This window comes from Bradyrhizobium australiense, assembly GCF_013114825.1.
Taxonomy (GTDB): Bacteria; Pseudomonadota; Alphaproteobacteria; order Rhizobiales; family Xanthobacteraceae; genus Bradyrhizobium; species Bradyrhizobium australiense.
The window spans coordinates 309983-322985 of record NZ_JAAVLX010000006.1 but is presented as its reverse complement, the minus strand read 5'-3'; the positions used below and the strand labels follow the sequence as shown (position 1 = coordinate 322985).

Sequence of the window (13003 nt, the reverse complement as noted above, 5' to 3'; positions counted from 1 at the left end):
GTCAGCGCTGCATCTCGGAGACAAATGCTCCGATCTGCGCAATTGCCTGATGGGACTCCGGCAGCACCGGCACAAACAATTGCCAGGCGTGCGGCATCCGGCGCCAGATCTCGATTCTGCTGCGCGGATTGTGCGACCGCAGCTTCTCCGCCATGCGGACAGCGTCGTCTCGGAGAATTTCATCGCTGCCGACTTGAATAAGCACCGGCGGCAATCCGGCGGGATCGCCATAGAGCGGCGAAGCGTGGGGTGTACGCGGATCGGCTCCGGCGAGATAGAGCTTCGCCAGATCAGGGAGATCCTCGACGTTCAGCATCGGATCGGCTGCAGCATTCGTCCTCAGCGAGGCGCCGGTAAGGGCCAGATCGGTCCAGGGCGACAAGGCGACGGCCGCGGCAGGAAGCGGTTTGCCGTCGTCACGGAGCCTCAACAGCAGGCCCAGCGCCAGGCCGCCGCCTGCGGAATCTCCCACCACGAACAACTGACGGATATCGGCAGCGTGGTGGGCCAGGCAACGATAGCCCTCGACGGCATCCTCTAGCGCTGCCGGAAATGCGTGTTCCGGAGCCAGGCGGTATTCGAGCGCCCAGACGCGGGCTTGCAAGGCGTCGGCAATCCGCCAGAGGAAGTGCCGGTAATAGATCGGCGCGCCGGAAACATAGGCGCCGCCGTGGAGATAGAGCACGTTACGTTCGGGCCGCGATGCCGGCGTGGTGACGCGGTGAAATCTCACCCGACCGGCTTCGATCTCGACTGTTGCGCTCCGGCTGGGCGGGTGCGGCACGAACCGCTCCATCGCGCGCATGTTCCGCCGCCATTGCTCGACGTCGAGACTTCCGCCGCGCCGCTTGAGCAACATGCGAATACCGATGCGCAAAAGTTCGGCCCGCAGGCTCATGGCGGCCCTTGCACTCAGGCCCTGAACGGCACGGCTTTGGGCATGCGCGGGCGGTCGGTCTCGCCGGGACGCTCCTGCACGATGAGACCGTCCTCAATTTCGATAATGCGATCGGCGTACGGGATCACGCGGGGATCGTGGGTGACGACCAGCACCGCGCGCTCGCGGCCATGCGCGGTATCGGCGAGAATGCGCATGATGCTCTGACCGTTGTTTCCATCTAGTGCCCCGGTCGGCTCGTCGGCAAGAACGACGGAAGGGTTTGCGACGAGCGCGCGCGCGATCGCGACCCTCTGCTGTTCGCCGCCGCTGAGCCCGCCCGGCAAACTGTCCATCTTTTGCTCAAGCCCGACCATTGCAAGGGCTTCTCGCGACTTCTGCGCCGCGCGCTTGCCATGCTCGCCGCGAATGTCCAACGCCAATTGCACGTTCTGGGTCGCGGTCAGCGTCGGGAACAGGTGATAGGACTGGAATACGAAACCAACATGCTCGCGCCGAATCTTGGCGAGCGCTTCCTTGTCGGCGTTGGATATCGACGTGCCGCACACGGTAACGCTGCCTGAAGTCGGCGTCAGCATGCATCCGAGGACCAGCAAGAGCGTGGTCTTGCCGCTCCCCGAAGGGCCCATCAGCAATGTCAACTCGCCCGGGCGCAGCGAGAGATCGATGCCGCGCAGCGCGTGCACCTCGCCGGCGCCGCGACCCAGCGTCTTTTCGACCGCGTTGGCTTCGACTACGTAATCATTCATCGCATGAACACCGTGGCTGGATCGATACGGACGACACGGATAATCGCTCCGATTCCGGATGCGACGCACATCACGACGGTGAGGGCGAACAACGCCGCCATCAGCCATGGCGTGACGACGATCGGCAATGCGCTTTTGGCGGTCATCTGGACGACGATGGAGCCGATTCCCGCGGCGATGGCGAACCCGATCACGGCGTTGATAAGCGCCTGATAGATGATCACGGTGTAGATATAGCCGTTCGAGGAGCCCATCGCACGCAGGGTGGCGAATTCATTCAGATGATCCTTGGTGCTGGAGTAAAGCGTCTGCGCGACGATCACGGTGCCGACGATCACTCCGAGCAATGCGCCGGCAAACAGCGCTGCTCCGGCCCCCGTGCCAAACAGCCAGAACGACCGGCTACGGCTGCGGAAATCGTCCGATGTAAGAACCTCTGCATCGCCGGCCTGCGCGCGAATTTCGCTGAGCGCCTTCTCTCGATCGGCATCGCTTTTCAGCCGGACCAGAACGCTGCTGGCGCGATCGCGCGGCGTGCCGGTGTAATTGCGGGCATTCTTCAAGTCGACAAACACGTACGGCGTTGTGGCGAACGAGCGGATTCCGTCAGTGACCGCAACCACGCGCACCTTGCGGCCGCGGATTTCCGCGGTGGAGCCGACGCCGCTGATGCCAAGCCTGTCAAAATAGGAGCGGTCGACCGCAACGTTCGCTCCTTGCGTCAACGCCTGCACGTTGCCGTCCACCACATTGAAAGGCTGCAGACTGCCGTCGCGCAGGTCGGCTCCCACAATGAAGACCGGCGTCAATTCACCGCTTTCCAAGCGCCAGTCCGAGAATCCGATCACCAGCGGGACCGCCGAACTCACGCCGTCCATGGTTGCAACGCGGTCACGCAGCTTGACATCGATGAGCGAAGGGTCCTCGAAGCATTTGGCGCCCTTGGGCAGGATCCACAGATCGGCCGAGGCATGGTCGATCATGGTCGTGACCATTCGGCCGAATCCGAGGAACAGACCCATCTGGACCATGACGAGGACGACCGAGAAGACGATCCCGACCATGGTCGCGACGAAGCGAAGCCGATCGTGGAACAGGTTGCGGGACGCAAGTGTCAGTACCAGCGACATGTCGGCACTCGTTTTATCGCGGTTGATTGGCGATGGCTCTTTCGTCTTGCGGCTCGGAATGACGCGAAATGAGCGCTCTCATTGCGATCTGCATTCCGGCGCTTGCAGCCAGACTGAACGTGAGCGCAGCGGCAAAAACGATCATCGCCTTGCCGATCGCATTGAGGTGGACATCAAGCAGCGCGTATTGCAGCCACACCACCACGATGTAATGCACCAGATAAATGCTGTAGGCATTGCTGGATAGGCTATCGAGCAGGCGGTCGCGCGATTGCAGCAGCCGAAGACAGATCGCGAGCAGACACAGAGTGGCAGCCGCGGAAGCAACTGGAAACGCGAGCGCCGAAGCCAGGCGAGAGACCAGCGCGGCTGCCTGCCACTCCGGCAGGGTCAGCGACGTGAGCCCGCCCCATACGGACATGCTAACCACGGCCGCGGCAAGCCAGACGAGCCAATGACGCGCCAGCGGGCCGCCGGGACCCAGCAAGCTGTGCTCGGGCCTGTGGCTACCGATAGCAAATCCTGCGAAGAAATAGACGATATAGTGCAGCGGGCGGCTGAGCTGGAATGAAAATGGGCCGAGAAAGGTCCATTCCCACGGCGTAAAGGCCATCGCCAGCGGCACATAAGCCAGCGCAGAGAGCGCCGCGAGCCCAACGAAGAACATTAGCGGGCGATCCGCAACGCGGGCGACGAGCGCGCTTGACGTCTTGAGCCAATGCGGGGCGAACGCGTGCAGTGCGGCCGCAACCGCCCCCAGCAGAAAGATCTGCCACAAGAACCATTGCGGGCCGGCAGGCCACATCGGAAGCGCGCGCCAATGTTGCCAAAAGGCGCTGAAGGAGGGATCGGCTGCGGTCAGCCGATAGGACGCGAAGTAGGCGAGCGGGCTGAGAACGCCGACCGCGAGAACGAACGGCAGGCCGATCCGCCACGAACGCTCCAACGTGTAGGTGCGGGGACCCTTGCGGCCGAGGCTGGACGGCGTGAACAAACCCGCCAGCAAAAACATCAGCGACATCAGGCTGACGTCCTGCCATGCGCAAAACAGGTCGAATCCGAACCAGCGCTCGTTATCGAGGATCGGGAATGCAATCCAGCGATAGGGCGGTGCGTCGAACGGAAATGGATAAGCCGGTTGCGATGCGAGGTAAGGCAGTACGGAGTGAAACGCGACCACGATAATGATGGTGATCGCGCGCAAGTTGCTGAGGGGCACGTTGACCTGTGACACGGCAAATCCGTCCACACTGCGATCCCACCTGACTTGGGAACCGGCAGGGGTCAACGTGGAGCCGGCGCGCTCGTTCCCGATAACGGGCGGAACTATCCGCCGGCACGGAAGCGTCGCCGCGCTGTCCAAGCGAGAGGGGCGTCCGCTACCGCGACGCGGATTTCGCCGCCGGCGTCACGCGCCAGATCGTGTTGCCGACGTCGTCAGCAACCAAGAGGGCGCCCTGCTTGTCGAGCCGCACGCCGACCGGGCGGCCTTGCGCCTCGCCCTTGTCGTTCAGGAAGCCGGTCAGCACGTCCTGCGGCGGGCCCGCTGGCTTGCCGTCCTTGAAGGGCACGAAGATCACTTTATAGCCCGACCGCGGCTTGCGATTCCATGAGCCGTGCTGGCCGATGAAGGCGCCGTTCTTCATTTCCGGCGGAAACAGATCGCCGGTGTTGAAGGTCAGCCCGAGCGAGGCCGTATGCGCGCCGAGCGCATAGTCCGGTGCCATCGCTTTCTGCACCAGGTCGGGCCGTCGCGGCTCGACGCGGGTGTCGACGTGGTCGCCGAAATAGCTGTATGGCCAGCCGTAGAACGCGCCGTCCTTCACCGACGTCATGTAATCAGGGACCAGATCGTTGCCGATCTCGTCGCGCTCGTTGACCACTACCCAGAGCTCGCCGGTCTGCGGATTCCATGAGGGGCCGTTCGGATTGCGCAGGCCCGAAGCGAACACCCGCCACTGGCCACTGGCGCGATCGACTTCCAGCACCGCCGCGCGATCCTTTTCGGCATCCATGCCGTTCTCCCCGACGTTGCTGTTGGAGCCGACGGTCGCATAGAGCTTTGTGCCGTCCGGGCTTGCAGTCAGGTCCTTGGTCCAGTGGTGATTGAGCGTGCCGGCGGGCAGGTCGGCCAGCTTCACGCCGGGCGCGGTGATCTTGGTATCCCCCTCATGATAGGGGAATTTGACGATCGCATCGGAATTGGCGACGTAGAAATCCTCCCCGACCAGCACCATGCCGAACGGCGAATTCAGCCCGCTGATGAAGGTGCTTCTCAGCTCGGCAACACCATCGCCGTCGGCATCGCGCAGCAGCGTGATGCGGTTGGCGCTGGGCACGCCCGCGCCGGCCCAATTCTGTGCCTGCTTGTAGATAAAGCCCTTGATGCCCTTGCCGTCGTCCGGCTTCGGCGGCGCGTTGCTCTCGGCGACCAGCACGTCGCCGTTCGGCAGCGTGTAGACGGTGCGCGGATGGTCAAGGTCGAGGGCAAAGGCGCTGACGGTCATGCCGTTTGCGGCGGTCGGCGTGGCGCCGTTCGGCCATCGCTTGACGGTTGCGATATCCACCGTCGGGATCCAGGAATGTTCCGGCGGCGGCAGGTTGGGTGAGGGACCATAGCTCTGCGCCACGGTCGCGGTGTCCCTGGGGTCGTTACAGGCGGCCAGCGGCAGCGCCAATGCGCTGACGCAGATGGCCAGGAGGAGGGTCTTGCGCATGGCAGGGTTCTCCGGGATATCGCCCTTACAATGCAGTGCCGGCCCGAACGTTCGTGTTCCGGCGTGAATTCCCTGTGAAACGGCTGACCGAAGGCCCGCTCCGCAATCCCGCAGGCCCCCATTGCGCCCCGTGCACGTGGAATCAGCTTCCGCCATGCTACGAAGCAGCGCGCCGCGGGCATCCAAGCCCGCGCGCGGGGAGCATAAATGTCCGATCTCGGCGTTGCCGAAATTCCCGTAGACGAGGATGAGCGTCCGCTTCCGCCACCAGCGGCGCCGGTGAAAAACGCGCTGCTCGACGGCCCGATCCTGCGCACGTTGCTGTGGCTGGCTTGGCCAAACGCCATCGCGCTCACCGCGGGCACCTGCGTGGTCATCGCCGAGACCTCCTATATCGGCCGGCTCGGCGTGGAGTCGCTGGCCGCGATGGCGCTGGTGTTTCCCACCGTGATCCTGACCATGACCATGTCGGGCGGGGCGATGGGTGGCGGCGTGGCCTCCGCCATCGCGCGTGCGCTCGGCGCCGGCGACCTCGACCGCGCCTCGACGTTGGCCGCGCATGCGCTGCTGATCGGGTTCTGCTTCGGGCTGACCTTCATGCTGGGCATGCTGATCTTCGGCCCCAAACTGCTCGAACTGCTCGGCGGCCGCGGCAACGTGCTGACCCAGGCGATCGCCTACACGCAAATCTTTTTCGGCGGCGCCGTCGTGCCGTGGCTGATGAATACGATGTCCGGCATTTTGCGCGGCACCGGCAACATGAAGCTGCCGTCGCTTATGATGCTCTCGTCGGCCATTTGCCAGATCATTCTCGGCGGCACACTGGGCTTGGGCTTTGGCCCGATCCCGCAACTCGGCATGCGCGGCGTCGCGGCCGGCTCGCTGATCGCCTACCTGATCAGCATCTCCGTGATGACATGGTACCTGTTCTCGGGCCGCGCGCGCATCGTTCCCAAGATTAGGGGCCTTCGTATTCGGTGGGCGATGTTCATCGACATCTTGAAAGTTGGCGCCATCGCCTGCTTTTCGCCGCTTCAGTCGGTGCTGACGATCAGCATCTTCACCCACATGCTGGCGAGCTTCGGCACCGAAGTCCTCGCCGGCTACGGCATCGGTGCGCGGCTCGAATTCATGCTGACGTCGATCTCTTTTGCGGTCGGCATCGCCTCGGTGCCGATGGTCGGCATGGCCGTCGGCGCGCAGCGCATCGCGCGGGCCCGCAAGATTGCCTGGACGTCGGGACTCGTCGCATTTGCCTCGGTCGGCACGTTCGCAACCTTCATCGCAATCTTCCCCGACATCTGGGTCAACCTCTTCACCGATGATACGAGCGTGCGCGCTGCCAGCCGTCAATATCTGTCGACGGCGGCGCCGATGTACGCCTTCCTCGGCCTTGCCACGGCGATGTATTTTTCGTCGCAGGGCGCGGCCAAGGTGATCGGCCCAGTCATGGCGCAGACCGCGCGGCTGTTGTTCATCGGCGCCGGTGGCTGGTGGCTGTCGACGCACGACGCCACCGCGCAGAACTTCTTCATGCTCGCCGCTGCCTCCATGGTGCTGCTCGGCGTGTTGTCGTGCGCCAGCGTGATCCTGACGCGCTGGGGGCCGAAGCCGCAGCCTGCGCCTGCGGTCAAGCCGGCGCTATTGTAACGATCGTCATTGCGAGCGAAGCAAAGCAATCCATCTTTCCACTCGCGGAGATATGGATTGCTTCGTCGCTCGCGCTCCTCGCAATCACGGTGGCGGCTACCGCCGTCCTCGCCGCCGGCCGTGACGACCACCGCGGACATTGGCAATGCGCGTCAGTTGCGGGACCATGCTCATCAGCTCGCCGCCGCCGCCGAAGCCGGCAAATTGCGCCTTTGCCGGCGTCGACGTCAGGGTGAACAGCAACAGCAGCGTGGCCGCCTGGCACACCACCTTGTCAGCTCCCGTCATGGCCCTGCTCCTCATGCGCCGGCGGCCGCGGGCGCGGCGCCGTTCGGACGCATGGAGCGTGGGTAAGAGCGGGCAGGGAGCCAATCTATAAGGATCACGTTGCTATAGGGCCCGTTGAGCCGCATTGCGACCTAACGCCTTCTGCATCGCGAGGAGGCCCAGGTCCATTTGCCCGTCCATATAGGGCGCGATCTCGTTCGGCAGCACGTCGGCGATCCACACGAAGCGGGTGCGCCCGTCGCTTTCGGCGAAGACCTGTGCCGAGGCGCTGTGCTGCTTGATACGTTCGCTGACGATGGCATAGACCAGCCGCCGTTTGCTGTCGTCGCAATCGACCAGGATTTCGCGCGCCACCGTGCCGTTCGAGAAGGTCACGATGCGCGCGTCGCCGTCGAGCTTGGTATCGGTGACGAAGCCGGGCACCAGCCGGGTATGCAGCGCGCCGAAATCGCGCAGTGCGTCCCAGACATCGGCAGGGTTGGCATCGATGAGGATTTCTTTGTGGATGGAAGCCATGGTGATTAGTCCTTTTGAAAGGCGATTGACGTTCAGCCGTCATTGCGAGCCAACGGGTCGCGCGAATGCGCGCCCGATGACAGGCTCCACGATGCAATCCATCTCTCCGCCTGCCTGTGGCATGGATTGCTTCGTCGCTTGCGCTCCTCGCAATGACGTGGAGAGAGCAATGCTACGTGCAAACCGCCTCGACATTGTTGCCGTCGGGGTCGATCAAAAACGCCGCATAATAGGTCGGGCTATAGTCCGCCCGCAGCCCGGCGCCACCATTGTCGCGGCCGCCGGCCTTCAACCCTTCGGTGTGGAATTTCTGGATCGCCACATGATCCTTGGCGCGGAACGCGACATGCGCGCCGGTGGCGGCCGGTCCCTTGTGCAGATGCAGCCAGAGCGCGGGCGCGCCCTTCGGGCCAAAGCCAGCGCCGGAATCGTCGCGCGAGCAGAGCACGAAGCCTAAGGGGGCGAGCGCTGCCGTATAGAAGCGCACGCTGGCGTCGAGGTCGCCGACACGTAATCCGATGTGGTCGTACATGATATTCTCCATTGGAAGCGCGCAAACGCGGCCTGGAGAAAGCCTAACTATTGGGGGGCCAGCCGTTCTTGGAAAATCTTGCGCATGCCCCGCGAGGCTTGCCGGAACTTGAGCGGCGAGACGCCGGCGGCGCGGCCAAACGTGCGGACGAAATTGGAGAGGTCGGCGAAGCCGACGTCATAGGCGATATCGGTAATCGGGCTGTCGTCGTCGGCCAGGCGCCGCGCGGCATGGCGCAGCCGCGAGCGCACCAGATATTGGTGCGGGGTGACGCCGAGCGCTTGCGAGAACAGCCGCAGGAAGTGGAACGGGCTGATCCCGGCTTGCGCGGCGGCGTCCTCCAGATTGATCTGATGGTGCGAGTTGGCGTCGATCCACAGCGCGGTTTCCACCGCCCGGCGGCGATCGCGCGCCGCATCAGGACCGGATTTGCGCGGCTTACCGGACACCAGTTCGACAAATCGGCTCGCCAGCACCTGACCGATCTCGTCGAGACCGATATCGCTGCTGCCATCTGCTGCCGTCTGTGCGAGTTCGCTGAGCACGACGAGTTCCGGCAGCGGCGGCGCGGAGCCGATCTGCCACGGCGCCCGGCTGTCGCCAATGGTTTCCACCAACTCGGGAGCAAAGAAGAACGACAGGCATTCGTCGCCGCAGACGTGCTCGTGGGTACAGGTATATTCGTCGCCGGGATGACCGATCAGCACCGATCCCACCACCAGTTCGCTGCACTTGCCACGGCTGCGCAGGCCGAAACTGCCTTTGCGCACATAGGAAATCGAGTGACCGCCGTGCTGCTCCGCGAACGGCTTGTCACCCGGTCCCGCGGTGCAGCGAAAGTCGAAGACGGATATGGATTTGCGTTCAAGAAGCGTAGTCGCGATCATTCCGCCTACTTAAGGATGCGGGCGCGGCGGTACAACCGGCAGCAGCACGTCGAACAGCGTCTTGCCGGAGGTCTGGCTGGCGCCCTCGATCGAGAGCAGCCGGCGTTTTGAAATAGCCCCGCCATGCGGCGAGATCTTATCGGCATAATTGCCGGCTTCGAGCACGCGATGGCACGGCACGATGATCATGAAGGGATTGCTGCCGATCGCCTGCGCCACCGAATAGATCGCGCCTGAAGCGCGAAGGTGGGCCGCTACTTCCGCATAGGTCCGCGTCTCGCCGCGTGGGATCGCACGCGCATAGGCATAGACGCGCTGGTTGAAGACGGGAATGCCGGTCATATCCAGCGCGACGTCGGCAAAATCGCACGGCGCCCCGCGCAACAGCGCGATGATGCCCTCGATCGCGATTTGGACGTTCGGCGGAGGGCGAAGCTCGCGGGCATCAGGATAGAGCTGATAGAGCCGCCGCCGCGTGTCGATCTCGCGGACTTCGGGGAGCTGCACGCCGATAATTCCCGCTGCGCTCCATGCGATCCCGCAGCGCCCGATCCCCGTATCAAAAATGGTGTAGCCACGCCCCGTCATACGCCACCCAGCCCCAAACGCGAATCATAGCACCGGCCGGATGAATCGCATCTGGAATTTTGGGAAAGTTAACAGTGAGGCGGGACGGCGAACGGAACAGCTTGGCGGATCGCGCCGGGTCGGCTAATCATGGGGTACGACCCGCGGGCGTAGTTCAATGGTAGAACGGCAGCTTCCCAAGCTGCATACGAGGGTTCGATTCCCTTCGCCCGCTCCAAATTGCTGAAGCGAGGTGAGCGTTGACCCAGGCGATCACTTCCACGGACACCTCCCGCAACGACCTGCTGATGATCGCCGCGGGCGGCGTCATAACCGGCATCCTCACGCCGTTGTCGTCGCTGCTGATCGACAGGATCGCCGGCCCAAGCGGGCAGTTTCGTATTTCGCTGGTCGCGGTACCCTTCGCTGTGCTCGTGTTCATTTTGGTTGGCCGCTTCAGCCGCAATCGCTGGTGGGCGGCGCTGGTCGCCGCCGTCGTCACCATGGTCGCCTTCGTCTGCGCCGTGCATGCCGCGATCCTCGTCGAGGGGAATACCGGAGATGCGCCGCGGGTAATGCGGTATCTTCTCGCCGGCCTGACCGGTGGTCTGGTCGGCACGGCCTTGATGGCGTTCGGTATTGCGCTGTTGCCGGCGGGGCCGCGCAAGGTTACGGCGTGGTGGCCGATGCTGATCACGGGTGCGCTGGCCGGCACGCTGCTGGCGCTCGACGATGCGCTTGGGCTCGATCAGGTCTCGTTCCTCTATCCGGTATGGCAGGCGGCGGTAGCAGTGCGGCTCGCGATGATCCTGCGGCAGTCCTGACGTCCCGCTGGCCCGTTCTATTGCTCAGTCAAGGAGATGCATGCTGATCGCCATCCGCACCGCGAAATTTGAGACGCCAGCCCCGTAGTACTACCAGCCTCGATTTAAGCCGGCCTTAGTTCGCCCTGGTTACGTTGCCCGCTTCTCCTGGCAGAGCGGAAACAAAAAATGCGGATCGGTCGGCTTTTTGCACTCTCGATGCTTTCGGTGACGGTCCTCGCGGTTGTCCTTGGCGCCGGGGTTCTGGTCCCGCAATACCGCACCTTTGCCAGCAAGAGCGAGGCGATCAAGACCGTGGAGGCCTATGGCGCCGTGCTGGCGGTTGGCCAGCAGGTCGCCGGCTATCGGGCGCCTTATGTTGGTCCATTGTTCCAAGAAACGGCCGCGACGCCCGCGCAGATGGAGAGAGCGGCAAAAGCGGTGCTGGCCGCCGATGCAGCGTTCGCCAAGGCGCGGATGGTCGTCGGCGCGCTCAGCGATGGCGCGGCGATCGTCCAGGGCCTAAGTCAGGCGGCGGCCAAGCTTGCCGAGGTTCGCGCGGCGAGCGATCGTGCGTTGAGCTTGCCGATGAGCGGGCGCGATCCGGCGGCGATCAAGGGTTTTCTGCCGGGCATTGCCGCGGTGGTCGGGGTTCTCGAGCCGCTGTTGAACCGGCTGGAAAACCAAGTGGCGATGGCCGATGCATCGCTGACGGCGCTGTTGAACATTGCCCGTACCGCCCAGGATTTGCGGATCTCGGCCGGCGGGCGGGCCGCCACGATGTCGCTTGCGATCAGCACGCGCCGGCCGTTGACGGCGGCTGAAATCTCCATCACCGACCGCGCCCAGGGCCGCGTCGATCTCGACCGCGAGCGGATCGAGGCCGGCGTCGATCAGATCGGCAGTCCGCTGCGTCTTGCGACAGCGATGAACGATGCGGTCGAGGGCTATTTCGGCAAGGCCGCGCCATGGCTTGAAAAGGAGATGGCGGCCGGGCGCGCCGACGGCAAATACGCGATCAACTCCGATCAACTCGCCAGCGCGATCGTGCCGGCGGTGCAGGCCTTCTTCGCGGTGCGCGATGCGGCGCTCGCGGAAGCCGCCGAGCGCGCAAGTGCTGCGCGCGATGGTGCGCTGACGATGCTGGCGCTGGCGGGCCTTGCCGTCGTGGCGTTGCTTTGCGTGCTTGCCGGCGTCACCGTAATGCTGCGCCGGCGCGTGATCACACCGCTGGCAAACCTGACCGGCGTGGTCGGCGAACTCGCCGCCGGCCGGCATGACGTCACAATTCCGACCATCGAGCGTGCCGATGAAATCGGCGCCATGGCGGGCTCGCTGCAGGTCTTCAAGGACGCCCTTATCGCCAAGCAGCGCGCCGACGAGGCCGCCGCAGTGGAAGCCGACGCGAAAATCCAGCGCAGCCAGCGCGTCGACCGGATCACCAGCGAGTTCGAAGCGATGATCGGCGAGATTGTCGAGATTGTAGCGTCGGCCTCGACCGAACTGGAAGCCTCCGCCGGCACGCTGACGGCGACCGCTGAGCGTTCCGAAGAACTGACCACTATGGTTGCGGCGGCGTCCGAAGAAGCCTCCACCAATGTGCAATCGGTGGCGTCCGCCACCGAAGAGATGGCATCGTCCGTCAACGAGATCAGCCGTCAGGTCCAGGGCTCGGCACGCATCGCCAGCCAGGCGGTGGAGCAGGCGCAGAAGACCAATGGCCGCGTCGCCGAGCTCGCCAAGGCTGCCGCCCGCATCGGCGATGTGGTGGAGCTGATCAATACCATCGCCGGCCAGACCAATCTGCTGGCGCTGAATGCCACCATCGAAGCGGCGCGCGCGGGCGAGGCGGGGCGCGGTTTTGCGGTGGTCGCCTCCGAAGTGAAGGCGTTGGCCGAACAGACGGCGAAAGCGACCGACGAGATCAGCCAGCAGATATCGGGCATCCAGGCGGCGACGCAGGAATCGGTCGGCGCCATCAAGGAGATCGGCGATACCATCGGACGGATGTCGGAGATTGCCGCCACCATCGCGGCCGCCGTCGAGGAGCAAGGCGCGGCGACGCAGGAAATTTCGCGCAATGTGCAGCAGGCCGCGAACGGCACGCAGCAGGTCTCCTCCAACATCGTCGATGTGCAGCGCGGCGCCAGCGAGACCGGCTCCGCCTCCGCCCAGGTGCTCACGGCCGCAAAATCGCTGTCCGGCGAAAGCTACCGGCTGAAGCGCGAGGTCGGCAAGTTTCTCAGCTCGGTGCGCGCGGCCTGAG

Annotated in this window: 13 protein-coding genes and 1 tRNA gene; 4 read left to right on the top strand and 10 right to left on the bottom strand. The window is 64.3% G+C overall.

What is annotated here, in order from left to right:
• Nucleotide 1: 1 nt before the first annotated feature.
• The 5 genes from HCN58_RS20210 to HCN58_RS20190 form a co-directional block, all read right to left on the bottom strand.
• Nucleotides 2–898 carry an alpha/beta hydrolase gene (locus HCN58_RS20210; protein WP_171581135.1) on the bottom strand — a complete coding sequence of 299 codons (897 nt, stop codon included), beginning with the start codon at nt 896–898 and terminating at the stop codon, nt 2–4.
• A gap of 14 nt (nt 899–912) precedes the next feature.
• Nucleotides 913–1647: an ABC transporter ATP-binding protein gene (locus HCN58_RS20205; RefSeq protein ID WP_171581134.1), complete on the bottom strand. Its 735-nt coding sequence runs from the start codon at nt 1645–1647 to the stop codon at nt 913–915.
• Nucleotides 1644–2777 carry an ABC transporter permease gene (locus HCN58_RS20200; protein ID WP_171581133.1) on the bottom strand — a complete coding sequence of 378 codons (1134 nt, stop codon included), beginning with the start codon at nt 2775–2777 and terminating at the stop codon, nt 1644–1646. Before HCN58_RS20200 ends, HCN58_RS20205 begins: the two co-directional genes overlap by 4 nt.
• Before the next feature lie 13 nt (nt 2778–2790).
• Nucleotides 2791–4026, bottom strand: a complete 1236-nt coding sequence (locus tag HCN58_RS20195) for an acyltransferase family protein (protein ID WP_171581132.1) — start codon at nt 4024–4026, stop codon at nt 2791–2793.
• 130 nt (nt 4027–4156) lie between these two features.
• Nucleotides 4157–5494 carry a PQQ-dependent sugar dehydrogenase gene (locus tag HCN58_RS20190; protein WP_171581131.1) on the bottom strand — a complete coding sequence of 446 codons (1338 nt, stop codon included), beginning with the start codon at nt 5492–5494 and terminating at the stop codon, nt 4157–4159.
• 207 nt (nt 5495–5701) lie between these two features.
• On the opposite strand from HCN58_RS20190, the gene HCN58_RS20185 reads away from it, so the two are divergent.
• A complete protein-coding gene (locus HCN58_RS20185; RefSeq protein ID WP_171581130.1) occupies nt 5702–7144 on the top strand; it encodes an MATE family efflux transporter in 1443 nt (480 codons plus the stop codon).
• Between the two features lie 96 nt (nt 7145–7240).
• Here HCN58_RS20185 and HCN58_RS20180 read toward each other — a convergent pair whose 3' ends face one another.
• The 5 genes from HCN58_RS20180 to HCN58_RS20160 all read right to left on the bottom strand — a co-directional run bounded on the left by HCN58_RS20180 (nt 7241) and on the right by HCN58_RS20160 (nt 9955).
• A complete protein-coding gene (locus HCN58_RS20180; RefSeq protein WP_235983769.1) occupies nt 7241–7432 on the bottom strand; it encodes a hypothetical protein in 192 nt (63 codons plus the stop codon).
• Between the two features lie 102 nt (nt 7433–7534).
• Nucleotides 7535–7948, bottom strand: a complete 414-nt coding sequence (locus HCN58_RS20175) for an SRPBCC family protein (protein WP_171581128.1) — start codon at nt 7946–7948, stop codon at nt 7535–7537.
• Nucleotides 7949–8120: 172 nt separating this feature from the next.
• Nucleotides 8121–8480 carry a VOC family protein gene (locus tag HCN58_RS20170; protein WP_171581127.1) on the bottom strand — a complete coding sequence of 120 codons (360 nt, stop codon included), beginning with the start codon at nt 8478–8480 and terminating at the stop codon, nt 8121–8123.
• A gap of 47 nt (nt 8481–8527) precedes the next feature.
• Nucleotides 8528–9367 carry a helix-turn-helix transcriptional regulator gene (locus HCN58_RS20165; protein ID WP_171581126.1) on the bottom strand — a complete coding sequence of 280 codons (840 nt, stop codon included), beginning with the start codon at nt 9365–9367 and terminating at the stop codon, nt 8528–8530.
• Nucleotides 9368–9376: 9 nt separating this feature from the next.
• Nucleotides 9377–9955, bottom strand: a complete 579-nt coding sequence (locus tag HCN58_RS20160) for a methylated-DNA--[protein]-cysteine S-methyltransferase (protein WP_171581125.1) — start codon at nt 9953–9955, stop codon at nt 9377–9379.
• Between the two features lie 143 nt (nt 9956–10098).
• On the opposite strand from HCN58_RS20160, the gene HCN58_RS20155 reads away from it, so the two are divergent.
• From HCN58_RS20155 to HCN58_RS20145, 3 genes are all read left to right on the top strand, one after another.
• Nucleotides 10099–10172, top strand: a tRNA-Gly gene (locus tag HCN58_RS20155).
• Nucleotides 10173–10194: 22 nt separating this feature from the next.
• Nucleotides 10195–10758, top strand: a complete 564-nt coding sequence (locus HCN58_RS20150; RefSeq protein WP_171581124.1) for a hypothetical protein — start codon at nt 10195–10197, stop codon at nt 10756–10758.
• A 168-nt stretch (nt 10759–10926) separates the two neighbouring features.
• The gene (locus tag HCN58_RS20145; protein WP_171581123.1) at nt 10927–13002 is read left to right on the top strand and encodes a methyl-accepting chemotaxis protein; all 2076 of its coding nucleotides are present in this window, start codon (nt 10927–10929) and stop codon (nt 13000–13002) included.
• Nucleotide 13003: the final 1 nt, after the last annotated feature.

What these genes read in the sequence shown, in the direction of transcription:
- HCN58_RS20160 (WP_171581125.1), bottom strand. Translation starts at nt 9,955, where the DNA reads ATGACGGGGCGTGGCTACACCATTTTTGATACGGGGATCGGGCGCTGC.
- HCN58_RS20180 (WP_235983769.1), bottom strand. Translation starts at nt 7,432, where the DNA reads ATGACGGGAGCTGACAAGGTGGTGTGCCAGGCGGCCACGCTGCTGTTG.
- HCN58_RS20190 (WP_171581131.1), bottom strand. Translation starts at nt 5,494, where the DNA reads ATGCGCAAGACCCTCCTCCTGGCCATCTGCGTCAGCGCATTGGCGCTG.
- HCN58_RS20200 (WP_171581133.1), bottom strand. Translation starts at nt 2,777, where the DNA reads ATGTCGCTGGTACTGACACTTGCGTCCCGCAACCTGTTCCACGATCGG.
- HCN58_RS20165 (WP_171581126.1), bottom strand. Translation starts at nt 9,367, where the DNA reads ATGATCGCGACTACGCTTCTTGAACGCAAATCCATATCCGTCTTCGAC.
- HCN58_RS20170 (WP_171581127.1), bottom strand. Translation starts at nt 8,480, where the DNA reads ATGTACGACCACATCGGATTACGTGTCGGCGACCTCGACGCCAGCGTG.
- HCN58_RS20210 (WP_171581135.1), bottom strand. Translation starts at nt 898, where the DNA reads ATGAGCCTGCGGGCCGAACTTTTGCGCATCGGTATTCGCATGTTGCTC.
- HCN58_RS20185 (WP_171581130.1), top strand. Translation starts at nt 5,702, where the DNA reads ATGTCCGATCTCGGCGTTGCCGAAATTCCCGTAGACGAGGATGAGCGT.
- HCN58_RS20205 (WP_171581134.1), bottom strand. Translation starts at nt 1,647, where the DNA reads ATGAATGATTACGTAGTCGAAGCCAACGCGGTCGAAAAGACGCTGGGT.
- HCN58_RS20145 (WP_171581123.1), top strand. Translation starts at nt 10,927, where the DNA reads ATGCGGATCGGTCGGCTTTTTGCACTCTCGATGCTTTCGGTGACGGTC.
- HCN58_RS20175 (WP_171581128.1), bottom strand. Translation starts at nt 7,948, where the DNA reads ATGGCTTCCATCCACAAAGAAATCCTCATCGATGCCAACCCTGCCGAT.